Origin of the sequence: Prosthecobacter fusiformis, assembly GCF_004364345.1 — a bacterium.
GTDB lineage: Bacteria > Verrucomicrobiota > Verrucomicrobiia > Verrucomicrobiales > Verrucomicrobiaceae > Prosthecobacter > Prosthecobacter fusiformis.
This window is the reverse complement of the sequence record NZ_SOCA01000012.1, coordinates 62,006-85,518: the sequence shown is the minus strand read 5'-3', so window position 1 is coordinate 85,518 and position 23,513 is coordinate 62,006. Positions and strand designations below refer to the sequence as shown.

At 60.9% G+C, this 23,513-nt stretch carries 20 protein-coding genes; 10 read left to right on the top strand and 10 right to left on the bottom strand.

Going from position 1 to position 23,513, the window contains the following annotated elements; genetic code table 11:
• Nucleotides 1–142 precede the first annotated feature (142 nt).
• Both EI77_RS21085 and EI77_RS21080 read left to right on the top strand, forming a co-directional pair.
• On the top strand, nucleotides 143–1,468 hold the full coding sequence (locus tag EI77_RS21085; protein ID WP_133797299.1) for an RsmB/NOP family class I SAM-dependent RNA methyltransferase: 1,326 nt from the start codon (nucleotides 143–145) through the stop codon (nucleotides 1,466–1,468).
• 36 nt (nucleotides 1,469–1,504) lie between these two features.
• Nucleotides 1,505–2,311 carry a ThuA domain-containing protein gene (locus EI77_RS21080; protein ID WP_133797298.1) on the top strand — a complete coding sequence of 269 codons (807 nt, stop codon included), beginning with the start codon at nucleotides 1,505–1,507 and terminating at the stop codon, nucleotides 2,309–2,311.
• 524 nt (nucleotides 2,312–2,835) lie between these two features.
• Here EI77_RS21080 and EI77_RS21075 read toward each other — a convergent pair.
• The 4 genes from EI77_RS21075 to EI77_RS21060 form a co-directional block, all read right to left on the bottom strand.
• Nucleotides 2,836–3,306: a 3D domain-containing protein gene (locus EI77_RS21075; RefSeq protein ID WP_243838975.1), complete on the bottom strand. Its 471-nt coding sequence runs from the start codon at nucleotides 3,304–3,306 to the stop codon at nucleotides 2,836–2,838.
• Nucleotides 3,307–3,532: 226 nt separating this feature from the next.
• Complete coding sequence (locus EI77_RS21070) at nucleotides 3,533–4,015, bottom strand: hypothetical protein (RefSeq protein ID WP_133797297.1); 483 nt, start codon at nucleotides 4,013–4,015, stop codon at nucleotides 3,533–3,535.
• Nucleotides 4,016–4,023: 8 nt separating this feature from the next.
• On the bottom strand, nucleotides 4,024–5,178 hold the full coding sequence (locus EI77_RS21065) for a M20 family metallopeptidase (RefSeq protein ID WP_133797296.1): 1,155 nt from the start codon (nucleotides 5,176–5,178) through the stop codon (nucleotides 4,024–4,026).
• A gap of 32 nt (nucleotides 5,179–5,210) precedes the next feature.
• On the bottom strand, nucleotides 5,211–7,007 hold the full coding sequence (locus EI77_RS21060) for a DUF3592 domain-containing protein (RefSeq protein ID WP_166647419.1): 1,797 nt from the start codon (nucleotides 7,005–7,007) through the stop codon (nucleotides 5,211–5,213).
• A 214-nt stretch (nucleotides 7,008–7,221) separates the two neighbouring features.
• Here EI77_RS21060 and EI77_RS21055 point away from each other — a divergent pair, with 214 nt between their 5' ends.
• Both EI77_RS21055 and EI77_RS21050 read left to right on the top strand, forming a co-directional pair.
• Complete coding sequence (locus tag EI77_RS21055; protein ID WP_133797294.1) at nucleotides 7,222–7,929, top strand: YwaF family protein; 708 nt, start codon at nucleotides 7,222–7,224, stop codon at nucleotides 7,927–7,929.
• A 75-nt stretch (nucleotides 7,930–8,004) separates the two neighbouring features.
• Entirely contained in the window at nucleotides 8,005–8,502 is a 498-nt protein-coding gene (locus EI77_RS21050) for a hypothetical protein (protein ID WP_133797293.1), read from the top strand.
• Between the two features lie 462 nt (nucleotides 8,503–8,964).
• On the opposite strand, the gene bioA is transcribed toward EI77_RS21050, so the two are convergent.
• From bioA to EI77_RS21035, 3 genes are all read right to left on the bottom strand, one after another.
• Nucleotides 8,965–10,227, bottom strand: coding sequence for an adenosylmethionine--8-amino-7-oxononanoate transaminase (gene bioA, locus EI77_RS21045; protein ID WP_133797292.1), 1,263 nt, complete (start codon nucleotides 10,225–10,227; stop codon nucleotides 8,965–8,967).
• Between the two features lie 72 nt (nucleotides 10,228–10,299).
• The gene (locus tag EI77_RS21040) at nucleotides 10,300–10,710 is read right to left on the bottom strand and encodes a type II toxin-antitoxin system VapC family toxin (protein ID WP_133797291.1); all 411 of its coding nucleotides are present in this window, start codon (nucleotides 10,708–10,710) and stop codon (nucleotides 10,300–10,302) included.
• Nucleotides 10,707–10,937, bottom strand: a complete 231-nt coding sequence (locus tag EI77_RS21035) for a hypothetical protein (RefSeq protein ID WP_133797290.1) — start codon at nucleotides 10,935–10,937, stop codon at nucleotides 10,707–10,709. Before EI77_RS21035 ends, EI77_RS21040 begins: the two co-directional genes overlap by 4 nt.
• A gap of 243 nt (nucleotides 10,938–11,180) precedes the next feature.
• Here EI77_RS21035 and EI77_RS21030 point away from each other — a divergent pair, with 243 nt between their 5' ends.
• Nucleotides 11,181–12,395, top strand: a complete 1,215-nt coding sequence (locus EI77_RS21030; RefSeq protein WP_133797289.1) for an ATP-binding protein — start codon at nucleotides 11,181–11,183, stop codon at nucleotides 12,393–12,395.
• A 41-nt stretch (nucleotides 12,396–12,436) separates the two neighbouring features.
• Nucleotides 12,437–15,550: a tetratricopeptide repeat protein gene (locus tag EI77_RS21025; RefSeq protein WP_133797288.1), complete on the top strand. Its 3,114-nt coding sequence runs from the start codon at nucleotides 12,437–12,439 to the stop codon at nucleotides 15,548–15,550.
• Nucleotides 15,551–15,903: 353 nt separating this feature from the next.
• Here the strand turns inward: EI77_RS21025 and EI77_RS21020 are convergent, their stop codons facing one another.
• On the bottom strand, nucleotides 15,904–16,842 hold the full coding sequence (locus tag EI77_RS21020; protein WP_133797287.1) for a histone deacetylase family protein: 939 nt from the start codon (nucleotides 16,840–16,842) through the stop codon (nucleotides 15,904–15,906).
• 105 nt (nucleotides 16,843–16,947) lie between these two features.
• Here EI77_RS21020 and EI77_RS21015 point away from each other — a divergent pair, with 105 nt between their 5' ends.
• A complete protein-coding gene (locus EI77_RS21015; protein ID WP_133797286.1) occupies nucleotides 16,948–19,608 on the top strand; it encodes a DEAD/DEAH box helicase in 2,661 nt (886 codons plus the stop codon).
• A 342-nt stretch (nucleotides 19,609–19,950) separates the two neighbouring features.
• Here the strand turns inward: EI77_RS21015 and EI77_RS21010 are convergent, their stop codons facing one another.
• Complete coding sequence (locus EI77_RS21010) at nucleotides 19,951–20,526, bottom strand: class I SAM-dependent methyltransferase (protein ID WP_166647418.1); 576 nt, start codon at nucleotides 20,524–20,526, stop codon at nucleotides 19,951–19,953.
• Between the two features lie 67 nt (nucleotides 20,527–20,593).
• Between EI77_RS21010 and EI77_RS21005 the strand changes: the two genes are divergently transcribed.
• Both EI77_RS21005 and EI77_RS21000 read left to right on the top strand, forming a co-directional pair.
• Nucleotides 20,594–20,824 (top strand): YgdI/YgdR family lipoprotein, encoded by a 231-nt coding sequence (locus EI77_RS21005; protein WP_166647417.1) that lies wholly within the window; start codon nucleotides 20,594–20,596, stop codon nucleotides 20,822–20,824.
• Nucleotides 20,824–21,405 (top strand): Maf family protein, encoded by a 582-nt coding sequence (locus EI77_RS21000; RefSeq protein ID WP_133797283.1) that lies wholly within the window; start codon nucleotides 20,824–20,826, stop codon nucleotides 21,403–21,405. The genes EI77_RS21005 and EI77_RS21000 overlap by 1 nt, the downstream gene beginning before the upstream one ends.
• Before the next feature lie 71 nt (nucleotides 21,406–21,476).
• On the opposite strand, the gene EI77_RS20995 is transcribed toward EI77_RS21000, so the two are convergent.
• Entirely contained in the window at nucleotides 21,477–21,686 is a 210-nt protein-coding gene (locus EI77_RS20995) for a hypothetical protein (protein ID WP_133797282.1), read from the bottom strand.
• A 497-nt stretch (nucleotides 21,687–22,183) separates the two neighbouring features.
• On the opposite strand from EI77_RS20995, the gene EI77_RS20990 reads away from it, so the two are divergent.
• On the top strand, nucleotides 22,184–23,050 hold the full coding sequence (locus EI77_RS20990) for an alpha/beta fold hydrolase (protein ID WP_166647416.1): 867 nt from the start codon (nucleotides 22,184–22,186) through the stop codon (nucleotides 23,048–23,050).
• Nucleotides 23,051–23,513: the final 463 nt, after the last annotated feature.

Below are 23,513 nucleotides of genomic sequence, written 5' to 3'. Positions count from 1 at the left end.
CTCCATGGTGGCGGACGGGGACGTGAGAACGGTCTTGCGCGGGACGCACAAGACGGCAAGGGGGGACGCGTGCGCTCCATGGGGTGCGCGGAAAACTTGCGTTTGGGATGATCTGGGACGAACGGAGGGGTCCGATTTAACTGTGAAACTGCATTACCACCTCATCGCCCAGATTATCAGCTCCCTGCGGGACGTCTTTGTGGACAGACGCTATGCCGACAAGGTGGTGGAGTATGCTTTTAAACGGCATCCGAAGTGGGGGAGCCGGGACCGGAAGCTGTTCGCGGAGGCGGTGTATGAGATCGTGCGCCACTGGCGCTGGTACTGGTATCTGGCGGGGCAGCCGGATGCGGAGCATGCGCAGCGGGAGGCGATCACGATGGAGCGGCTATGGCATGTGTGGGCGGCGTACTGGGTGATGGCGGAGCATGAACTGCCGTTTTTCGATGAGGTGGGTGCGGTGCGCCGGGCTTACATCCTGGAGCGGGCGAAGGCAGATGTGTCCCCTGCCCTGCGCGCCTCCATCCCGGACTGGATGGAAAAAAGGCTGGGCGATGAGCTGGGTGCGGCCTGGCCGGCCATCCGCGAGACGCTGAATAAGCCGGCGGATGTGTATCTGCGGGTGAATACGCTGAAGACGGAGCGCCGGAGCCTGAAGACACGGCTGGCGCAGGAAGGCTTCATCACGGATGGGATCAAGGAGATCCCGACGGCGCTGCATCTGCGGCAGCGTTACAATGTGTTTGGCATGGCGGCTTTCAAAGAGGGGCTTTTTGAAGTGCAGGATGCGTCCTCCCAATGCGTGGCGCCTTTCCTCCAGGTGGAGCCAGGGATGAAGGTGGTGGATGCGTGCGCGGGGGCGGGCGGCAAGACGCTGCACCTGGGTGCGCTGATGCAGAACAAGGGCAAGATCATCGCCCTGGATGTGCATGACTGGAAGCTGGCGGAGCTGCGCAAGCGGACGGCCCGCGCCGGTGTGGATGTGGCGGAGACGCGCGTCATCGAAGGCACAAAGACGCTGAAGCGCCTGGCGGGGTATGCGGACCGGCTTTTGCTGGATGTGCCCTGCTCCGGCCTGGGGGTGCTGAGGCGGAACCCGGATGCGAAGTGGAAGCTGAGCAATGAGGAGATCGACCGACTGATCATTGAGCAGCAGGACATCCTGAGCCGCTACAGTGCGCTGGTGAAACCGGGGGGCAAGATGGTGTATGCCACCTGCTCTATCCTGCCGGGTGAGAATGAGCAGCAGGTGCAAAAATTCCTGAGCACGCGCGGGGATGAATGGACGCTGGAGGAGGAGATGAAGATCAACCCTGCGGAGACGGGGCATGATGGTTTTTATGCGGCGCGTCTGGTGCGGAAAAAGGAGGAGCCAAAAGCTGCGCCTGCCATTGTGGAGGAAGCTGCAGTGCTGCCGCCGGTGGAGCCAGAGGTGTCCAAAGATGATCTTCCTGCACAATCTGATTGAGAATCTACCGGTTCATCGCGTTAACTCCCTCCTTCCATGAAAGCTATCCTGCTCCCGTTATTCGCCCTCGGCATTGCTGCCGTTTTTTCCTTGGCTGCTGATCCTGCCTCCGCTCCACCGCTGAAGGTGCTGATGGTGACCGGCGGCTGCTGCCACGACTATGAGAACCAAAAGATGATCCTGGCCGAAGGGCTGAGCGCACGCGTGAATGTGGAGTTCACCGTCATTCACGAAGAAGGGCCCGATGGCAAAAAGGACAAGACGCACAAGGTGAGCATTTATGAGAAGGCGGACTGGGCCAAGGGCTACGATGTGGTGCTGCACAATGAGTGCTTCGGCGGTATCACGGATGTGGAGTTTGTGAACCGCATCGCCAAGCCGCATCATGACGGTGTGCCTGCGGTGATGCTGCATTGCTCCGCCCACAGCTACCGCGCGGCAGCGACGGATGAATGGCGCAAGTGCGTGGGCCAGACGTCCATGAGCCACGAAAAAAACCGTGACCTGACGGTGAAGAATGTGGCCCCGGAGCATCCGGTGATGAAGGGCTTCCCGATGGAGTGGGTGAATAAGAAGGATGAGCTGTACAAGAATGAGAAGCTTTGGGAAAACTTCGTCCCGCTGGCGAAGGCCTATGGCGAAGACACGAAGCAGGATCATTTCCTGATCTGGGTGAATACGTATGGCACGGGGAAGGTCTTTGGCACGACGATGGGCCACGGCAATGAGACGATGAGCGACCCGGTGTTCCTGGATCTGGTGGCGCGTGGTCTGCTGTGGTCCTGCGGTAAGCTGACGGATGAAGGCAAGCCGGTGGCGGGATATGAGTCGAAGCAGAAGTAAGACGGCTTTGACGTGATTTTTTGGAATCCCACGGATGAAGGTCCGTGGGATTTTTTGTGGGGTGGTGGTGGGGCCTACTGTGATCGGTTTAACGCAGAGGGGCAAAGAGGCGGAGGAGGCGGAGTCATGAGACGGTGAGCTTCGATGGTGGGGTGGATGGGAGGCGGGTGGGAGGGGGCTTCGAGGTGGCTTTCCGCTCAGGGGACTGAGCGGGCTACTTTTTGAGGGGAGCTGGTGATAGGACGGATAGGTCCTATGGGGCCTATGGGCTGAAAAAGGGGACGCTCTGATCTGAGAACTGTGCACTGGGGACTGAGCACTTGTTTTTGAATGCCGACGGGTCGTCGGCGCTCCATGGTGGCGGACGGGGGTGTTAGAACGGTCTTGCGCGGGACGCACAAGACGGCACGCGGGACGCGTGCGCTCCAGGGGGGACGGGACGAGGGCGCTCCGGGGGCATAAAAAAACTCCGGGATGCGCGCGGGGGCGGGCATGCCGGAGTGATTTTCTTGAAGCGCTTTAAGTTAGGCGGGACGTGAGACGAGACGGGAGACCATTTCGCGGACGTGGGAGGCCTTGGACTGGCGGGGCTTCAGGATGGCGAGGCTTTTGGCAAAGCAACCCCATTTGAGGATGCGGATATCGACCTTGCGAACACCCCAGACATTCATGGAATAACTGGAAGGTTTGTAGAGATCAATGGTGCGTGTGCCGACGAGGGCGGAGCCGTAGTCATCCACGATGTAGAGGGCGCTGTCTCCCTGGATCTGGAAGACGGTGCCGACCGGATAAACGGACCAGTCAGCAGCAGCGCTGCGAAGCTGGCCGTATTTCAGGGTGGTGCCGACGGCTGTGCGCGATCCATATTTGATATGGTCCGCCTCACTGTGGGTGTAGGCGGTGGTGCGGATGCCATGGAGGATCTGACCTGGTGTGCCCTGGGGCGTTGTTGTGGCTGGAATTTTGACTTCTCCCGCGAGGGATTGAGTGCACAAGACGCTAAGGCAAAGAAGGATGGATCTGATCAATTAGTCGTTGGGGTTGTTTGGGTCACGCCCTGAACAGTTGGTTGCTCTTCAGAGGGACGCGAAGTCTGGCGTTCTTTGCAGAAGTGTCAACCAACTATTTTCCATAACGCGCTACGCTTGCGGTTCGGCCCCTAACGTTAATCGTAACTTTTTCTATTATTACGTTCATTGTTCGGCCATAACACGCTTTTTGTTATTCCCGGCGATGACGGTGGAGCTTGAGGCCGAAGTTTCCCTTCTCGCGCCAGAGGGCGTACCAGCGAATATTTTCGCCTTCATAACTGACAAAGGGAAGGCGCAGCCAGCCATGGTGGATGACGGCCCAATTCCACCCGCCACCCTTGCGAAAGACCGCCCCAGGCTGTTTCCCGAGCCTAACAAACTCTTTGTCATGAATGCCAATGACATAAAAAGTGAAGTTGTGCATGGGGTTCCGAAGCTGCCAGAGGGTGCTGCGCATTTTCTGTCCTGGACGGTACCAATGAGGGGGCACGGGGTCATCGGCATTACCCACCCACCAGAGGGGGTTCCACTTCTGTGTACCCCCTGGGGGCGGCTGGGCCGAATGAAAAAATACATCCGGATCGGGGGTGTGTTTCGTTTTCATGGGTGACACACACTGGGTGAGCAGCGTCATGATGATGACGCTGAGGGTGATGCGTGCCCACGCAATCATGCTATTGGTTAGACCTGCCAGCTTTTGAGGAACTTCACAAAGAAGTTCACGCCATCCTGGAGGTCGGACACGGCGATGTGTTCATCCTTGGTATGGGCCTGGGCGATGCCGCCGGGGCCGATGGCGACGGCGGGTGTGCCACCGGCGGCGAGGAAGGCGGCATCACAGAACCAGGGTGCGCCGGTGACGGAGGAGCCGCATTCAACCAGACGCTGGACGAAGGGGTTCGTGGCATCGGTATTCAGCGGGAAGGTTTCCGGCAGGGGGACGACGCTGGCGGTGGCATCGCGCTGCCTAACAAATTCTGTCAAAACGGCGACGGCACCGCCTGCGCGGGCGAGGCCGGGGGTGGTGCGCATGTCCACCCGGAGGACACACTGGTCCGCGACGATGTTGGAGCGGGTGCCGCCCCGGATCATGCCGAGATTGATGGTGCTGAAGCCGAGCCATTCATCCTCCCCGCCGGTGTCTTTGAGGACCTGGCGGAATTCGATATCGAGAGCGTGGATGAGGGAGGCCATTTTGACGATGGCATTGACGCCTTTTTCAGGAATGGATCCGTGGACGGCGACGCCGGTGGTGTGGACATCCGCCCAGAGGCAGCCTTTGTGCTTATGCACGGTGCGCATGCCGGTGGGCTCGCCGATGAGGGCGAAATCATACGGGCCGTGGGTGCGGGCGAAGTGCTGGGAGCCGAGCTGGGCGGACTCCTCCGACATGAAACCGGCGAAGTGGACCTCCACGGGCAGGGAGGGGATGTCTGCACGCATTTCATAAAGGGCCCAGAGCATGGCGGCCATGGGGCCTTTGGTATCGCTGGCACCCCGGCCCCAGATGCGGTCATCGCGGAGGTCGCCACCGAAGGGATCAATGGTCATGCCGCCGACGCTGACGGTATCGGTATGGGGGGCGAAGACGATGCGCGGCTTCGGCTTGCCATCGGCGGAAGGGCGGGTGGGAAAACGGCCGATGACGTTGGGGCGGCCAGGCTCGACTTCCTCAAGCTGGACGGTGGCTCCGCTGGCGGCGAGGAACTGGCCGACGTAGGTGGCGCAGGCGGCTTCACCGGTCTGGTCACAACCGGGATCGCCATCGGGATTCACGGAGGGGATGCGAACGAGAGCCTGACACAGTTCGATGACGTTCGCCGGTTGTGGATTCATGCAAGCTAGCAAGCCACATTGTGGGCAAGTGATCAAGCCTGCTTACGCCAGGCCTCCAGGAGGCGGCAGAGATTTTCCACGACGAGGGAACTGGGGATGCCATCGATGAGGGTGACTTTTTTGCCAAAGATGGTCTCGGCCGAGACGACGTGATAGGCGGTGGCACCGGAGGTCATGTTGATGCGGTGCTGAAACTGGACGAGGTGACGTTTTTCATAACTGCGGCGTCCGCTCCAGGGGCCGAGGGACCAGGTGATGTCCACGCCGGTGTCACTGAACTGGAGGCGCTGGCGGCGCAATTGCATGACGATGAGAGCCCAGAGCATGGCGGATGTGACGCCCCAGATGAGGGGAAAGAGGCCGGGGGCATCCGTATTCAGCAGGATGAGGAAGGCGAGGGACCAGAAGGAGGTGAAGCAGATCAAAAAGAGGCGGACGGTGGCGTAGCGGCGGGGGCTGAGGTCAAAACTGACGGGGAGCTGGCGGGAATCAAAAACCGCGGTGATGTGATGGCGGGCGAGGTGGAGGGTGAGCTCATCCGCATCCAGATCCAGCGGGTGGGTGGTGGGGGAAGAGGTGGCTGTGGAGGTGACGGGGGTGGACGAGGAAGCGGTGTCGGTCTGGAAAACGGGCAGGTCATACACCATGGGCCGGGTGAGGCGCGGGGCGGTGAGCTCCAGCTCCCAGAGGTGCTGGCTGGCATCGTGCCAGCCGACATCGGCCAGGGCCACTGGCATGGCGGGCAAACCGGCGGGGAGGGTGAAGGTGACGGGCAGGCGGCTGCCACGGGCCTCGCGCGTGGCCTCGGCGAGGGGGAGGGATTGATGGTCTGACCAGAGGACCTCGCGGTTGACGGTGGTGTTTTTTCCAGAGCGGGTGGTGACCTCCCGAATGCAGCGTATCTGCGCCTGCATGTGCTCATGCTGGCCTAACGGCAAGTTTTGCGGGATGGCGAGCCAGGCATTCAGGGTGCTGCCGGGGGTGATGGGGCGCGGCTCCACATGGAGGAGGATCTGGCCATAGCGTTTTTCCAAGATGCGGCGGAGGGCGGCGCGGGAGACGAAGAGGATGGGAACGAGGGTGAGAAAAGGCAGGAGGCTGATGGGGCTGGACAGGCTGATGTCTCCATCCACGACGAGGGCATAGAGCATGGGCAGCCAGAGGATGGACATCCAGGTGGCGATGGTGACCCAGATCCAGGTGCGGCCGGCATTCTTTGGCGGCATCCATTCTGGACCCCAGGCGGATTTCCACCGCCAGGGCTGGTCTGGATACTTGGTCTGATAACCCCTGACGCGTTTGTTTTCTGACCGGCCCAGCAGGCCCATGGTGGCGGTGATGCCGCCGACAAGCGGGAAGAGGAGGGGGAAGATGCTGATGAAGAGGAGGAGGGTCCAGCGGGCATCCCGAAAGATGACGGCCTGGGTGGGATCGTCCGGATTGACGAAGCAGCGGTAGGGTGTCCCGGAGGTGCGGTGGTCATCCAGGATCTGGGAGACGCGCTGCTGGTAGTCGCCAAAGTTATCTGCCCCGCCGCTGAGGGCGACCTCGGTGCCCTGGTAGGGGCGGCCCTCGTATTCATAGGCATAGGTGGCCATGGCCTCATTCATGAGGGTATCGTGCTCCGTGGTGGAGGCGGGGCGGGTTTCCATGTGGTCCCGGAGGGCGCTGGATTCGATGATGCAGGGCACCTGCACCCAATGCCGCGCGGAGTACCAGCGGCTGAGGAGATCGTAATAAAAGTAACCGACGCCGAGACCTGCGAGGAGGAAGATGAGGCCGAAGGGGATGAGGAAGGTATCCCCGGAGGCGGTATGGCGGGAGGACATAAGGTGCGGGCGTGAATGGGAAAACGGGCGCGCGGGCCGAGGTGAAACTGGGTCTGGCGGGGTGAGCGATGGACGGGTGGGGGAAGGTGATGCGTTTTGAGAAAAAATCACGCATGAAGCCGGGTGGCGTATCTGATGGTGTTTTTCGCTTGGCGGGGCTGGGCGGTGAAACCAGTATGTGCGCCTCCCCCCCCCTGCCCTTCCCCTTTTTCCCATGTCTGCTCCTTTTCAAGCTTTTGGCTCGACCCACCTGACTGTGCTGGCTCTGTGCGCTGTGGCGCTGATGTTTCTGGCGGGGCTGCGCAGGTGGCAGCCGGGGGCGGCGCAGGTGGCGGAGCGGGTGCTGGCGCTGATGCTGCTGATGACGTGGCCGATGGCGACGGTCTCCCACTGGCGGCTGGGGACGCTGAGCTGGGACACGGGGCTGCCGCTGCATTTCTGCGATGTGGCGGGAATCGCGGGGGGAATCGCGCTGCTGACGAGGAACCGGCTGGCGGCGGAGATCGTGTATTTTTTTGGCCTGGCGGGGACGCTGCAGGGGCTGATCACGCCGAACCTGGCGGTGGACTTTCCGGATGCGCGGTTCCTGGTTTTCTTTGTGCTGCATGGCGGGGTGGTGGTGACGGCGCTGCATGTGGTGACGGCGCTGAAGTGCCCGCCGCGGGCCTGGGCGGTGCCGCGAATGGTGGGGCTGACGCTGGGCTATGCGCTGGTGGTGGGCGGGGTGAATGCGGCGCTGAACAGCAATTTCGCCTTTCTATGCCGGAAGCCAGAGCAGGCGAGCCTGATGGATGTGCTGGGGCCGTGGCCGTGGTACATCGGCAGCCTGGTGGTGCTGTGCGGGATTTTTTACAGCGTTTTATATGCGCCTTTTTTCATCGCCCGCCGGGTGCGTGCCCAGGGTGAGGTGAGTGAAGGGTGAGATAACCTGTTGCCACCCAGGGGCGTGCATGGTAGCAAGCCCGCCCCAATCCAACCCTTTTTTGAAATCAGGCGTATGAAAGCCCAACAAATCCTCCAGGCCGTCGGCCCAGAACTCCGCCAGCAGATCATCACGTATATGCAGACGGACGAACGCCCGGCGTACCGTGCGGTGATCCAGTCCCTGGCGCAGGCCCGCAAGCTGCGCCCCCAGTTCATCCTGGAAAAGTCCCGCGCCCAGCAGGGTGAGTGGCTGCTGAACCAGCTGTACATGAAGACGAATGATCCGGTGGCGGAGCAGCTTTTGCAGATCTGGCTGCTGAAGTCCCAGGGGACGATGCTGATCACCTTTCTGGATGCGGTGGGCATCCCCCATGATGGCAAGGGCCAGGTGGATGAACTGCCGGAAGAGATTTCTGAAGAGAAGGCGCAGGCGGGCATCGATGCGCTGCTGGCGCTGTATCCGCCACAGCAGGTGGCGCTGTACCTTTATATGTTCCAGCTCCAGCGGCCCGAGGGCTGGGCTGGCCTGACGGCGGCCATGGAGAAGACGGATGTGGTGAAGCTGGGCTGAGGCTTGGCGGATGATATGGCCTTCCGCGCGACTGATCGCGCGGGGGGGTTTGAGAGAACCGGCGGTTTAGACTGCCGGTTTTTTTGTGGGGTGGTGGTCTACTGTGATCGGTTTAACGCAGAGGGGCAAAGAGGCGGAGGAGGCGGAGTCATGAGACGGTGAGCTTCGATGGTGGGGTGGATGGGTGGAAGGGGTTTCGAGGTGGCTTTCCGCTCAGGGGACTGAGCGGGCTACTTTTTGAGGGGCGGAAGACACGGGGCGTATTGGGGCTATGGGCTGGAAGGGGAGGCTTTCTGACCACTGAGGACTGAGCACTTGTTTTGAATGCCGACGGATCTTCGGCGCTCCATGGTGGCGGACGGGGACGTGAGAACGGTCTTGCGCGGGGACGCACAAGACTACACGCGAGGACGCGTGCGCTCCATGGGGACAGGCGCGTGCGCCATGGGGGACGGGCGGACTTTAGGGGGCGGTTTCTTGGATGGCGAGGCGGAGGGCGAGGACCATGTGGGTGAGCTGGGCCTGGGTGGCAGCCAGCGGGGGCATGAGGATGAGGGTATCCACAACGGGACGGGTGAGGAGGCCGTGGGGACGGGCGGCGAGGCAGGTCTTGACGCCCATCATTTGCTCGGGGGCGTAGGGGCCGATCTCGATGCCGGCGATCAGGCCGCATTGGCGGATTTCCAGGATGCTGGGGAGATCGCGAAGGGTATCGAGGAGGTTTTGGAAGAACTGGACTTTGGCAGGGAGTGTCTCGAGGAGCTTTTCCTCGCGGAAAACCTGGAGGCTGCCGAGGGCGGCGGCGCAGCCGAGCTGGCTGGCGGTATAACTATGACCGTAATAAAAGGCGCGGCCGGGGCCAAGGAAGCCTTCAAAGACACGCTGGGTGGTGAGGGTGGCGGCCATGGGCAGGTAACCGCCGGTGAGGCCTTTGGCCAAGCAGAGGAAATCCGGAATGACGTCCTCATGCTGGCAGGCGAACATTTTTCCGGTGCGGCCAAAGCCGGTCATGACTTCATCCAGGATGAGGAAGATGTCGTGCTTTTGACACCAGTCGCTGAGGGCTTTTAACATGCCTTTGGGCCAGAGGCGCATGCCTGCGCTGCCCTGGATCAGGGGCTCGATGATGACGGCGGAGAGGCGGGTTATTTCATCCTCGGTTAGGCCAAGAAGGGCGTCCAGGGTGGGCACGCGCTGAACGCGATAGCCGAAGTCATTGCCGCTGCCTTTGAAGATGGGGATGCCGCCGACGCTGGCAGCACCGAGGGTATCGCCATGATAGGCGCGATCAAAAGCCAGGATGGTATCGCGAGACGGATGGCCGTTTTGTTTCCAGTACTGCAAGGCCATGCGGATGGCGCTTTCGATGGCGGTGGAGCCGTTGTCCGAATAGAAGACGCGGGTCAGGGCGCTGCCGGGCAGCAGGTCCACCAGCTGCTGGCCGAGCTGGATGGCAGGCTCATGCGTGAAACCGAGGAAGGAGGTGTGAGCGACCTGGTCTAACTGCGCCCGGATGGCGGCATTGAGCGTGGGATGGTTGTGCCCATGGATGTTTGTCCAGATGGAGCTGTTGCCGTCCAGGTATTCATTGCCGTGCTGGTCCTTCAAATAACAGCCGTGACCGGAGACGAGCATCAAGGGATCATGCGCCTCATCACACCAGGCCTGCATGGGGGTGAAGGGATGCCAGAGGTGGCGTTTTTCTGTCTGAAGAAGGGAGGTCATGAGGAAGCGCGGATCCGGGGACGAAGCCCCGCAGGATGCAGGCTTAGCACGGGGGACGGGGGCGCTCCAGAGTCAACTCATGCGGCTCAAAAAAGAGGCTGGAGAAACGGCGGGGACAGGGGAGGAGACAAAGTCTCCTTCATTTCGTGTGACGATGAATAATGCTCCGCTTTTCTCTGCCGTCACGGCGATGGCGGCATCTTCAAAGTCATCCATCGGCAGAGACCTCGCGCGCTCCCATTCAGACTTGTCGAGAGAGACAACCTCGAAATATTCCAGCACCCGATCAATCACAGCTTCGGCATCTACCTGAGTGCCATGTCTTCTGGCGAGATAAAACAGGGTGGTCAATCCATGTGCAGGGCAGATGCCCACCATTCTTCCATTCATGATCTGATTGAGGACAGCCGCTGAGGCCGCATAGTAAGGCTCACGTCTTTGAAAGACATCCAGCAGCACATTGATGTCCACCACGACAGTCATCGGTATTTGTCATCCAGATGCTGACGATGATCACTGACGCCATCAATGTCGCTGTGAATTACGCCGGAAGCACGCTGCAATACTGGGTGCAAGGGTGCCTGTAGATGGCGGCGGAGGCTATGGGCCTCACGGGAAAAAAACTCCTCGACCGTGGTTCCCTGCTCCTGTGTCCAGGAGTGGAGGAAAGCCAGGTCGTCATCAGCGATGGGGATCGTGATCGTGGACATGCTGGTAGAGTACAGGAAAGAGCGTTAGATGACAAGGGGAGGAATCAGGGTTCCTGCTGCCTCCGCGTTCTCTGCTCCTTGGCCTCTTTCTAGGGAGGCGGGGTGGTTTGGTGATGCGTTTGGGGGGAGGAGGGGCGGAGGTTGCATCTCGCTTAACACTTCAACATGTAGTGCGCTGATATCTCATCGTAATTTGTGCAAAATATTTATTGCGCAATAATTTCATTGCCTGAAGATGGCGGCATGTCTCAGCCTGCTAAACTCAAAATCGGCTCTCCGGCTACGGGAGACCATTATTTCCCTCGTACAGCGATCCGCAAACGGCTGATCAGGGCGTTGAATCGTGACCACATGGCTTTTCTGGGACCTCGCCGCACAGGGAAGACCTCAATCCTTCGTGATCTGGAACGATATCCGCCTGCTAACACGTCGGCGCTCTATCTCGACCTCCAGGGTCTGCGCAGTGCTCCGGCTTGGCTTACTTTGATGCTTAAAGAGACTAAGAAACTGCTGCAAACACCTCCCGACAAACTCGCTTGGCTGAAAGAGGCAGGCAAAGGTACAGCTTCTGTTTTGAAGCGCATCGAGCAGATCAGCGTCACCGGCATCAAACTCACTCCTGGACAGCCTGCGGTGGACCTCTGGGAACCCATCGCGGATGAATTTCTGACCCTGCTCCGCGAGAATGAACTGCCCATCGTGTTCATGCTGGATGAGTTCCCTTGGTTCCTTGGTCATGTGGCGTCTAACCATAGTCCTGCCGAGGTGGATGCGACGCTGAATTGGTTCCGCAAAGCCCGCCAGGAGCTCGCCGATGGTCCCACGCGCTTCCTGGTTACTGGCTCCATTGGGTTGACCGGCCTCTTGCGCCGACTTGGTCTCTCGCCTGCGGCGAACGACTTCGACAGCATCGACATCGAACCCCTCACCGACAAGGAAGCGCTTCAGTTTCTAGAAGAACGGGCCGAGGGCGAAGGCATCGTACTTTCCGCAGCCGCCCGCCGTCGGATCTTAGCCCGCCTCGGTGTTGGCTGGCCGCTGCTGCTGGCGACTTTCCTCTCCGAAGTCCAGGAGCACGCCGCAGACAAAGGCCCGACGGTGAAGGACATCGACCAGCTTTACGAAGACCGCATGGTGCGTGGCAACCGGAACAAATACTGCCAGGAAATGTTCACGCGGCTTACCAAGCTCGATATGTTTAGCTCCAGCGAGCGCCGCCTCGCTGAGGAAATTCTTCGCGATCTATGCCGCTCACCGCGAGCCTTCGGCAACGAGGACTTCGACACCATTCATGCCCGGCTGGTGCCCGATGCCGCCCACCGCAGCCTGCTCGCAACTGAACTCGACTATGTCCTCGAAACGCTCCGTCACGATGGCTACCTGGTCCGTCAGCGCGATGGCTTGCACACCTTTGCATCCCATATTCTTCGCGACTTCTGGCGTCATCACACTGCCTAGCGCTCTCGCGTCATTCTGTCATCTGACCTTGGCTTTTCCTCATGGACACCTCTCCCCCCTTCGCTCTTTACAATCCCGCGCTGCTGCCGCCGGAGGTGCTCCTTTCCGAGTTCACTGCCCGCCGCCCCTTGCTGGCGCGATTGCTTGATATCATCCGCGCCAACGACGCCGGTGAGCCACCGCAGCATGTACTCTGTGTCGGCCCGCGTGGCATGGGAAAAAGCACGCTGCTCTGCGCCATCGCCGCCACCATCAAGCTCCGCGAGCCTGAACTGGCCAAGCAGTGGCAGCCGGTCATCTTCGACGAAGAAAGCCGCCGCATCGGCGACCTGGCGGACTTCTGGCTCGAGTGCATCCGCCAGTGGGAGTCTGAAACCGAGCCACATCTCACCCGCAGCCATCGCATCGACGCCCTCCTGGTCAAGCCCGGACCGGATATTGAGGACGAGGCCCGTGAGGTCTTCCTTGCACTTGTGGATGCCGCAGGCAAACGCGCGCTGCTGCTGATTGATAACCTCAACGACATCTTCATCGCCGTGAACGATGCCGAGTCGCTCATGCGCCTGCGCTCCTTCCTCATGAGTGATCCCCGGGTCATGATCATCGGTGCGGCCACCCGCTGGTTCAGCGATGTCACCGGCCTGGACAAACCTTTTTTCGAGTTCTTCCGTCCCTTCGAACTCCAGGCCCTCAGCCTGGTGGAAATGCGTGAATGCCTGGCCGGTGTCGCCACCTCTCGCGGCGACCAGCGCGTGCTCGACACCCTCCATGACCGCCCCGGCAGCATCGAAGTCCTGCACATCCTCACCGGCGGCAATCCGCGCCTCATCCGCACCTTCTACCGCCTACTCAATGAAGGCATGAACGGCGAACTCCGCCTCCAGCTCGAGCGCCTCATTGACGACTACACGCCTTATCACAAAGCCATTATTGATGCCCTTCCCGGACAGCAGCAGCGCGTGCTCGATGCCATCGCCCTGGAGTGGAATCCCTGCGACGTCGCCACCGTCGCCCGCGTGACCCGCCTTCCTAGCAATCAGGTCAGCGCCCAGATCAAAGCGCTCATCAAAGCCGGCCTCATCAGCGAGGCCGCTAATATGGGCCACAGCAAAAAGAAAGCCTACCTCCTCACGGACCGCTTTTCCAACATCCACTACCTCATGCGCCACGGGCGAACGGGAAAGCTGAAGATGCATTGGTTTGTGATGATGCTGCGGGCATTGTTTGGAGATAAAGAATTTGCTGAAGCTGCGGCGAAGTCCGTCCGCCTCACCGCATCCTGCGGCACAAGTTTTGAGCGGGATTGTTTGCTGCTCGCCCAGAACGTCATCGAGCATGCGGGCTCAGAGACGGCGCGCCGGGAGTTCATGGATCGAATGGTTGGATCGCCGGAGTTCGATAGAGAAATCGATGTGGTACTCGCCGAGAAGGTCTGTTTGCAAGCTATTGCGTCCAATCCGGGAGACGCCTACTCCCAGTTCAAATGGGGAAGGCTTTTGCATGTGCATTTGAAACGCTATCCAGAAGCTGAAATTGCTTACCGAAAAGCAATCGAACTGGATACGAAGTCTGCTTTACCCTGGCACAACCTTGGCAACTTGCTCACAGTTGAGTTTGGCCGTCACCCAGAAGCCGAAACAGCCTTTCGAAAGGCCATCGAACTGGATGCAAAGGATGCCAGCCCGTGGAATAGCCTCGGCATTTTGCTAACTGGCAAGCTTGGCCGTCCCGCAGAAGCTGAAACAACTTTCCGCAAGGCTATAGAACTGGATCCGAGAAATGCCAGGTCCTGGTACGGCCTTGGCATCTTGCTAACTGGCAAGCTTGGCCGTCACACAGAAGCCGAAACAGCCTTCCGAAAGGCCATCGAACTGGATTCGGAGGATGCCTGGCCTTGGATCTGCCTTGGTAAAGTGCTAACCGACGAGCTTGGCCGTTACCATGAAGCTGAAACCGCCTACCGAAAGGCGATCGAACTTGATCCAGAAAATGCCTGGTCCTGGAATGAACTCGGCATCCTGCTTGCCGAGAAGCTAGGCCGGCACACAGAAGCCGAAACAGCCTACCGGAAGGCCATCGAACTGAATCCGACGTACGACTGGTCCTGGATTAGTCTTGGCAACTTGCTCTCCGACAAGCTTGGTCGTCACACAGAAGCCGAAACAGCCTACCGAAAGGCCATCGAACTGAATCCGAAGTACGACTGGCCCTGGATTTGTCTTGCCAATTTACTTACCGATAAACTTGGCCGTCACGCAGAAGCCGAAGCAGCCTATCGAAAGGCCATCCAACTGGATCCAAAGCTTGCCTCACCCTGGAACAGCCTTGGCAACTTACTCACAGACAAGCTTGACTGTCACATAGAAGCTGAGACTTCCTACCGCAAAGCTATCGAACTGAATGCGCAGTTTGCTTCACCCTGGAATGGCCTTGGCAATTTGCTCACCAACAAGCTTGGACGTCATGCAGAAGCCGAAGCCGCTTACCGAAAGGCCATCGAACTTGATCCGGAGCTTTCCGCACCCTGGAATGGCCTTGGTATATTGCTCTCCGAAAAGCTTGGCTATCACACAGAAGCCGAAGCAGCCTACCGAAAGGCCATCCAACTGGACGAGGAGTTTGCTTGGCCATGGAACAACCTTGGTGCCCTACTCACCTATGGGTTGGATCGCCACGAAGAAGCAGAAGCCGCGTTCCTCAAGGCCATTGAGCTTGATCCTGCGAATCCCAAAGCCCGCTCAAGCCTCGCTAGCGTGCTTCTCAAGCTGGGACGTTCTACTGAAGAAGCATTCGCCTCGGCTGTGGAAGGCTTCAAAGTGGCTCCATCCGACTCTTGGGCCCGGTCCACCTTTCACGACCTGTGCTTCAGCCACCCTGGAAGCCTTCGGTCGGTTCTTCCTGAGCTTAGTCACTGGTGCACGCAGCATCCGGACGATCAGGATGTGCTGAGCTTCATGGTGGATGCCTGGATGGCCTATGCCAAGGTGACGAGCGCGAGCGAGGCGCGTGAGCTTCTGGATGCGCAACCGGATGAAGTGAAGCTGGCTTTCGAGACGGTGCGCGATGCCTTCCTGGCCCATGACGATAAGGATCACCTTCACCGTCTCGCCCCCGAACGGCTGGCTCCGGTGCTCAGGCTGCTGGAGAGATTGTGAGAAAGAACTTCGACTCAGCAGGCATGGGTGTGACCGCAGACAGGACGGACTTTTGCCTCAGCATTCTCTGCTCCTTGGCCTCTTTGTAGGGAGGCGGGGCGGTTTGGGGATGCGTTTGGGCTGCGGAGGGGCGGAGGGGCTTTTTACAGGATGGCAGGTTTGACAGAATTTTTGAGGGATGGGGGGAGCTGGGAGGGGGTTCGAGGTGGCTTCCGCTCAGGGGACTGAGCGGGCTACTTTTTGAGGGGGGGACGCTCTGATCTGAGGACTGCGGACTGTGGACTGAGGACGATTTTTGAATGCCGACGGGGCGTCGGCGCTCCATGGGGGCGAAGAGGCTATCTTTTACCTCATCACTCTAGCATGGCGGTGACGTGGGCGGTGACGGCGGTGGCGAGGCCGGGGAGGCTGTAGCCGCCTTCGAGGATGGAGATGAGGCGGCCTTGGCAGTGCTCGGCGGCGGCTTGCTGGAGGAGGCGGGTGAGGTGGGCGAAGTCGTCGTCGGTGAGGTGGAACTGGCCGAGGGGGTCGTTGATGCGAGAATCGAATCCGGCGGAGATCATGATGAGATCTGGCTGGAAGCGGGCGATGGCGGGGAGGAGGCGATCCTGAAAGATGGGGCGGATTTCTTTCATGCCGGACCCGGCGGGGAGGGGGAAATTGAGCGTGGTCCCCTGCCCTTTTCCGGCTCCGGTTTCATCGGCACGACCGGTGAAGGGATACCAGGGGGACTGGTGGGTGCTGGCGAAGAGGACGGTGGCGTCGTCGTAAAAGATGTCCTGGGTGCCGTTGCCGTGGTGGACGTCCCAGTCCACGATGAGGACTTTCGCTGCACCGTGTTTTTTTTGGGCGTGGCGGGCGCCGATGGCGATGTTATTGAAGAGGCAGAAGCCCATGCCCTGGGAGGGGCGGGCGTGGTGGCCGGGGGGACGGACGGCGCAGAAGGCGCGCTGGAGCTGGCCGGTCATGACGAGGTCCACGGCATCGAGGACGGAGCCGACGGCGTGGGTGGCGACGGCGTAGCTTTTGTCGCTGATCTGGGTATCGCCGGTGCTGAGGGTATCTAGCCCGGCGGCGACTTCGTCGCGGACGAGCTCAATGTAATGCCGGGGGTGGCAGAGCTGGATTTCGGGGATTTCGGCGTGGCGTCCGGGGATGGGGGTGAGGCGGGGGAGGAGGCCGGAGGCGGTGAGGGCCTGGGTGATGGCGGTGTAGCGGGAGGGGCTTTCTGGGTGGCCGGGGCCGGGGTCGTGGTCTGTGTAGATGGACTGGAGGTGGATGCCGGTGGTCATGCTAGCGGGAGGTGGCGGATGATTTTTACGAGGCCGGGCAAGTTTTTGGGGATTATCGGGAAAGGCTGGGCATGCTTTATGACCTTCCCAATCTGATTCTCGTTCATGCCAATCGCCCTTGATGCTGCTCTTTCTGATGTGCCTGGAATGCCTGCTCGCATCGTGAAGGCGCTGGCGAAGGAGCAGGTGCTAACAGTGGGGGAGGTGGTGTGGTGGCTGCCTTTCCGCCATGAGGACCGCCGGCAGATGGCGGGGGCGAGCTTTCAACCGGGGGAGCTGCCGGGCTGCTATGCGGTGACAGTGACGAAGACGGGGAACAAGTACTTTGGCGCGCGGCGTGGGGCGGGTTTGTTTGAGGCGCAGGTGGAGCCGGAGGGTGGGGCGGCGATGGGGGGGCTGCTGACGCTGCGGTGGTGGAACATGCCTTTCATGAGCCGGGCGATCGCGGAGGGGCAGGAGTTGATCATTTATGGGAAGGTGAAGGAGTATAAGGGGCGGCTGCTGATGGATCACCCGGAGTATGAGGTGCTGAGCGATGAGGATGAGGGGGTGAAGATCCATAGCGGGCGGATCACGCCGGTGTATCGACTGAAGGCGGGGGTGACGCAGAAGACGCTGCGCACGGCGGCGTGGTATGTGATGGCGGCGCTGGGGGAGGGCTTCACGGGGGACATCCTGCCGACGCCGGGCGCGAGTGGTGAATTCGCGGGCTGGAGCCGGGCGCGGGCGATCCGCTGTGTGCACTTTGCGGAGTCGATGGAGGATTTGGAGAAGGCGCGCCGGTACCTGGCGCTGGAGGAGTTTTATGGGTATCAACTGCGGGTGGTGCGGCGGCGGCGGGCGGTGCTGGATGCGGGCGGGCATGCGCATGCGGCGGGGCGGCTGGCGGTGGAATTTGAGGCGGGGCTGCCTTTTGAAATGACGGGGGCGCAGAAGCGGTCCCTGACGGAGATCCAACGGGACATGGCGAGCCATGCGCCGATGAACCGGCTGCTGCATGGGGATGTGGGCAGTGGGAAGACGGTGGTGGCTTTTGCGGCGATGCTGGGGGCGGTGGAGGCGGGCAAGCAGGCTGCGCTGATGGCACCGACGCAGATCCTGGCGGAGCAGCATTTTAACACGGCGAGGAAGTGGCTGGAGCCGCTGGGGCTGAGTGTGGCGCTGCGGACGGGGACGCGTGCGGAGGAGGGTGGGACGGAGTTATGGAGCGCACGCGTCCCGCGTGCCGTTTTACGCGTCCCGCGGGAAACCGTTCTGACGGCCGCCCGGGATGTACGGTATGGCAAACGCCGCCTGCCTCATTTTGAGCGCCCGTGGGGGAAGTATTTTCTGACGTTCACGACGGCTTCCCGAAGGGAACTCCCGCCGGAGGCGAGGAAGCTGGCGCTGGATGCGGCGGTGCATTTTCATGGGCAGCGTTATCATCTGTTTGCTGCCGTGGTGATGCCGGATCATGTGCACCTGCTCCTGGAACCTGGGGTCAAAAACCGGGATCCGGAAACGGGGGACCCGGTGTTTTATCCACTGAGTGAGCTGATGCATTCGATCAAGTCGTACAGTGCCAAAACGATCATGAAAGCCGGGTGGGTGGATGACCGGGTGTGGGAGAAGGAGACGTTCGACCGCTTGATCCGCTCTGAGGCGGACCTGCAAGAGACCTTCGGCTATATGATCAGCAATCCGCGTGAGGCGGGGCTGGTCTCTCATTCGGAGGAGTATCCGTGGCTGTGGACATCTGGGGACGGAGTTCCGCGGGACGCAGAACTCAGCACGCGGGACGCGTGCGCTCCAGGACGGGGGGCTGACATCGTCATCGGCACGCACGCGCTGCTGCATGATGAGGCGCTGGTGCGGAATCTGGGGCTGGTGGTCATCGATGAGCAGCACAAGTTTGGCGTGGCGCAGCGGGCGCGGCTGATCCAGAAGGGGAATACGCCGGATGTGCTGGTGATGACGGCGACGCCGATCCCGAGGACGCTGACGCTGACGGTTTACGGGGACCTGGATGTGTCCACCATCGATGAGCGGCCGAAGGAGCGCGGGAAGATCATCACGAAGGTGAGACCGGCGACGAAGCAGGCGGAGGCGGCAAAGTTTCTGAAGGAGCAACTGGAGCTGGGGCGGCAGGGGTACCTGGTGTATCCGCTCATCGAGGAATCCGAGAAGCTGGATGCGACGGCGGCGAAGAAGGGGCATGAGGTGTGGGCGAAACTTTTACCCCACTTTCAGGTAGGCCTGCTGCACGGGAAGCTGAGCGCGGAGGAGAAGGAGGCGGTGATGCGGGATTTCCGCGCTGGTAAAACGGAGGTGCTGGTGTCCACGACGGTCATCGAGGTGGGGGTGGATGTGCCGAATGCGACGGTGATGTACATCCACAATGCGGAGCGGTATGGGCTGGCGCAGCTGCACCAGTTACGCGGGCGGATCGGGCGCGGGGAGCATACGTCTTACTGCGTGCTGTTTGTGAAGGATAAGGATGAGGAGGCGAAGGCGCGTCTGGCGATTTTGGAGGAGACGACGGATGGGTTCCGCATCTCGGAGGAGGACCTGAAACGACGTGGGCCGGGGGATGTACTGGGCAAGGCGCAGAGCGGGCAGGCTCCACTGAAATTTGCGGAGCTTCTGGCGGACACACGTTTGGTTAGGCTGGCGCGGCAACTGGCGGAAAGGACGCTGGATGAGGATCCGCTGCTGATGGCTCCGCGACTGGCGGAGATGCGGGTGTTTGTCTTCCAGGAGGAGACGCCGCAGGCGATGATGCAGTGACGGGGGGCGGGGGCGAAGGGGGACGGGAGTGCTCAGTGCTCAGTGCTCAGTGCTCAGTGCTCAGTGCTCAGTGCTCAGTGCTCAGTGCTCGGTGGTCGGTGCTCAGTGCTCGGTGCTCAGTGCTCGGGGCGGATAGGGCTTGTAGGACGGATAGGTCCTATGGGCTTGGAAGAGGGGCGCTAAATCTGAGAACTGTGCACTGAGGACTGAGCACTTGTTTTTGAATGCCGACGGGGCGTCGGCGCTCCATGGCTGCGAACGGGGGCTTGAGAACGGTCTTGCGCGAGGACGCACAAGACGGCAGGCGGGACGCCCGCGCTCCATGGTGGTCGGCGCTCTATATTATTTCCGGGCGACGTAGACGAAGGCGGGGGGGACGTTTCCCCAGACGACGCGGCTGGTTTCGACGCCGGGGAGGAGCTCGTGAAGAAGGCCGCGAAAGCGCTGGCCGCTGGGGAGGCGGTGGAAGCCGTAATAGGCGAAGGTGGCGAAGCGGCCGCCGGGGGAGAGATGGGGGAGGACGTTGGTGAGGATGGCCTCCTGCAGGCAGCGGGGAAAGGCGGTCCAGGGGAGGCCGCTGACGACGACATCAAAGGGCTCGCGGTCGGCGAGGTAGGCGGGGAAATCGAACTCCTGGGCTCCGGCGATGCGGAAATCCATGGAGGGGAAACGGGGCTTAAGCTGGGTGACGAAGGTCTGGTTCAGCTCGATGCCGAGGTAGCTGGAGCCGTGGGGCATGGCATCCAGGATGGCGGCGGTGAAGGCTCCGGTGCCGGGGCCGAGCTCAAGGACGTGACGGGCGCGGCCGACCTCGGCGGATTCCATCATCCGGTAGGCGAGGGCCTGGCTGGAAGGTGCAACGGCGCCCACGGTTTTCCAGTTACGGACAAATTCGTGCAAAAAAGTGGGGGCGGACATGGGTTGCGGATATAACCGGACTTGCGAAACGGTGCGAATGTTTTTCCTTGGCAGGCGTTCATCAATCATGCCCCTGATCCTGCGAACATTCAGCATCGTCGCGCTGGCCTTTACTTTGGCCGGGTGCGAATCCACCGGCAGTTATAAGATCACCCTGAAGGATGGTCGGCAGTATTTATGCAAGGGCAGGCCGGAGTATCAGGGGAAGACGGGCTACTATCGGTACAAGACTTTTCAGGACCGGCTGTCCCTGCTGCGGGCGGATGAGGTACTGATGATCGAGGAGCAGGATACGTGATGACGCTGCCTCCCCAGGATCTGGTGCTGGCCTCGCAATCCCCACGGCGTGTGGAACTGCTGAGGGAGGCAGGGTATGACTTTGAGGTGGTGCTGCCGGAGGTGGAGGAGGCGCATGATGCGAGCCTGACGCCAGAGGAGCTGACGGTGGAAAATGCGCGGCGCAAGGCGGTGGCGGTGGCGCGGATGAGACCGGGGGCGCGGGTCATCGGCGCGGATACGCTAGTGTATGTGGACGGGCTGCCGCTGGGGAAGCCGGGGGATGCGGAGGAGGCGTTGGCGATGCTGCGGCGTCTATCCGGCCGCCGGCATGAGGTGTGCACGGGCGTGTATGTGGCCCATGAGGGCGGGGCAGCGGGCCACGGTTTCCATGTGATCACGGAGGTGACTTTCAAGCCGCTGACGGATGAGGTGATCCGGGCGTATCATGCGTGCGTGAACCCGCTGGATAAGGCGGGGGCCTATGGCATCCAGGAATGCAGTGAGATGATCCTGGAAGGTTACGAGGGATCCTGGACGAATGTGATGGGCCTGCCGATGGAGCGACTAGTGCTGGAGCTGGCGGGACGAGGGGCGCACTGAGGCATGGCGATGCGGCACGCTGCTGCGGGCCGCTTTTATGCCATGCCTGGCAGGCGCTGGGGCCGGGGGAATCAATGCTTGGCCGCAGGAGCGTGGGCGTCCGCAGGGGCATGGGCATCCGCTGGTGCATGGGTGTCACCGTGGGCTTCGCCATGGGCTTCACCGTGAGCTTTGTGCATGCCTTCATGGAGGACCTGGGTCTGATCCCAGGAGTGCTTGTCACACGAGGTGGAGGCGAGGACCAGGACGGCGGCGGCAAGGAGGACGGAGGCGGTTTTCATGAAAAAGGAGTCCGGGGAGATTAAAGATTCTTGGCCAGGCTGCAATCGGCTTTTATGGGTGGGTTGTGGTAAACGAAGGCGGAGGAATCCATCGAGTGTGGCGGTCAAGGAGGGCTTTTTTGAAGGGTGGTGGGTTGACTGTGGCCTGTATCCCCTGCCCCGGTGAGGCGATGTCCGCTGCTGAAATGGAAGAGCCATCGACACGGCTCCTCACCCCAGCCCTCTCCTCAGGGAGGAGAGGGGGGATGCGGTTTGGTCTGCGGTGATGGAGAGCAAAATGTATGGTCCATGAGAGTGAGGCGAAAGGCGAGGATAAGGGGTCAGTGGAGTCTGTTTATCCGCACATCGTGGAAATGGGGGCCTTCTCTCTTTTGGAGTTAAGGTTTCCGCTTTCCTTACTCTGAGGCGGAACGGAGGGGTAAAAGTGCTTATGGATGTTGATTGCGAGGGGGGCGGGATGCTTTATGGTGAAGGCTCCCCACTTTTCGTTTCCCCCCATGGCAGACCATACTTTCCGCTTATCTTCTGGACGCCTTTTAGGCTTTGCGGAGCATGGCGATCCTGCGGGTGTGCCGTGCTTTTACTTTCATGGCTGGCCGAGCGCGCGGGTGCAGGGTGAGCTGATGGATGAGGCGGGCCGCAAGCATGGGCTGCGGATCATTTCAGCGGACCGGCCGGGGATCGGTCTTTCGGACTTCCAGCCAGGGCGTGAGCTGAAGGACTGGCCGCCGGTGCTGGCGGAGCTGGCGGATCATCTGGGCATCCAGAAATTTCACGTGCTGGGCTGGTCCGGCGGGGGGCCGTATGTGCTGATGACGGCGAAGACGATGCCGGAGCGGCTGCTGAGTGCGACGATCATGTGTGGGGCACCACCGCTGACGTTTCTGGGGTATGAGCATATGTTTTGGCTTTATCGTCTGATGATCAAGCTGCGGTATGCTTTCCCGACGGTGCTGGCGGTTCTGCTGAGGATGGGGGAGAAGATTTCCAAGGGGGAGCCTGACCGGGCTCCGCTGAAGTGGGTGCTGGGGATGCTGGGACCGGCGGACCGAAAGGTGCTGGCGAGGCGGGAGGTGTTTTCTGTGGTGCGTGCGGGCATGCTGGAGGCGCTGAGGAGAGGGCCGAGGGCGGTCATCGCGGATGCGGACATCTATCTTTCCGAATGGGGCTTTGAGGTGGGGGAGATCGGCTACCCGATCCATTTCTGGCATGGCAAGGAGGACCGGAACATCGACTGGCAATACACGCAGAAGCTGGCGGGCATCATGCCGCATACGACGACGCATTGGCTGGATCACGAAGGCCACTACTCGCTGCCGGTGACGTATCTGGATGATATTTTGAAGCAGGCGTTGGGGAAGTGAGTGGGGGTGGAGGGGTGGGGCTTTTTTAACAGGATGACAGGATTAACAGGATTTTTGGCCTAACAGGAGGTGTGTTTTTTGAAGGGGATAGATTCGGAGGGAGACGAGGGCGTTAGAACGGTCTTGCGCGGGACGCACAAGACGGCACGCAAGATGCGTGCGCTCCATGGCGGATGGAGGCGGGGATGTTTTTTGGGGACTTGGGGCAAGTGGGGGTGCTGGTGGGTGGACAGGGGCGGGCGGGATGGGGGATGGTGAGGGATGAGTGATTATTCTTCGAACGGGAGCGGGCGGACGGGGCGCATCAATGGCAGGCCGAGAAATGTGATGGTGGATGAGAATGGACAGCGGACGGTGGGGCTGACGAGCGCGCAGAGGAGTGCGCAAAACAGCAATCGCCAGTTTAAGGGTGGGCCGCTGTACCAAAGCAGGGCGCTGACTCCAGGTGGGGGGCTGGATGGAT

Coding starts and splice junctions, on each gene's coding strand:
- EI77_RS20995 (WP_133797282.1), bottom strand. CDS start 21,686: ATGAAAACCGCCTCCGTCCTCCTTGCCGCCGCCGTCCTGGTCCTCGCC.
- EI77_RS21015 (WP_133797286.1), top strand. CDS start 16,948: ATGCCAATCGCCCTTGATGCTGCTCTTTCTGATGTGCCTGGAATGCCT.
- EI77_RS21005 (WP_166647417.1), top strand. CDS start 20,594: ATGCCCCTGATCCTGCGAACATTCAGCATCGTCGCGCTGGCCTTTACT.
- EI77_RS21060 (WP_166647419.1), bottom strand. CDS start 7,007: ATGTCCTCCCGCCATACCGCCTCCGGGGATACCTTCCTCATCCCCTTC.
- EI77_RS21030 (WP_133797289.1), top strand. CDS start 11,181: ATGTCTCAGCCTGCTAAACTCAAAATCGGCTCTCCGGCTACGGGAGAC.
- EI77_RS21035 (WP_133797290.1), bottom strand. CDS start 10,937: ATGTCCACGATCACGATCCCCATCGCTGATGACGACCTGGCTTTCCTC.
- EI77_RS21070 (WP_133797297.1), bottom strand. CDS start 4,015: ATGATTGCGTGGGCACGCATCACCCTCAGCGTCATCATCATGACGCTG.
- bioA (WP_133797292.1), bottom strand. CDS start 10,227: ATGACCTCCCTTCTTCAGACAGAAAAACGCCACCTCTGGCATCCCTTC.
- EI77_RS21065 (WP_133797296.1), bottom strand. CDS start 5,178: ATGAATCCACAACCGGCGAACGTCATCGAACTGTGTCAGGCTCTCGTT.
- EI77_RS21000 (WP_133797283.1), top strand. CDS start 20,824: ATGACGCTGCCTCCCCAGGATCTGGTGCTGGCCTCGCAATCCCCACGG.
- EI77_RS21020 (WP_133797287.1), bottom strand. CDS start 16,842: ATGACCACCGGCATCCACCTCCAGTCCATCTACACAGACCACGACCCC.
- EI77_RS21050 (WP_133797293.1), top strand. CDS start 8,005: ATGAAAGCCCAACAAATCCTCCAGGCCGTCGGCCCAGAACTCCGCCAG.
- EI77_RS21055 (WP_133797294.1), top strand. CDS start 7,222: ATGTCTGCTCCTTTTCAAGCTTTTGGCTCGACCCACCTGACTGTGCTG.
- EI77_RS20990 (WP_166647416.1), top strand. CDS start 22,184: ATGGCAGACCATACTTTCCGCTTATCTTCTGGACGCCTTTTAGGCTTT.
- EI77_RS21080 (WP_133797298.1), top strand. CDS start 1,505: ATGAAAGCTATCCTGCTCCCGTTATTCGCCCTCGGCATTGCTGCCGTT.
- EI77_RS21025 (WP_133797288.1), top strand. CDS start 12,437: ATGGACACCTCTCCCCCCTTCGCTCTTTACAATCCCGCGCTGCTGCCG.
- EI77_RS21040 (WP_133797291.1), bottom strand. CDS start 10,710: ATGACTGTCGTGGTGGACATCAATGTGCTGCTGGATGTCTTTCAAAGA.
- EI77_RS21010 (WP_166647418.1), bottom strand. CDS start 20,526: ATGTCCGCCCCCACTTTTTTGCACGAATTTGTCCGTAACTGGAAAACC.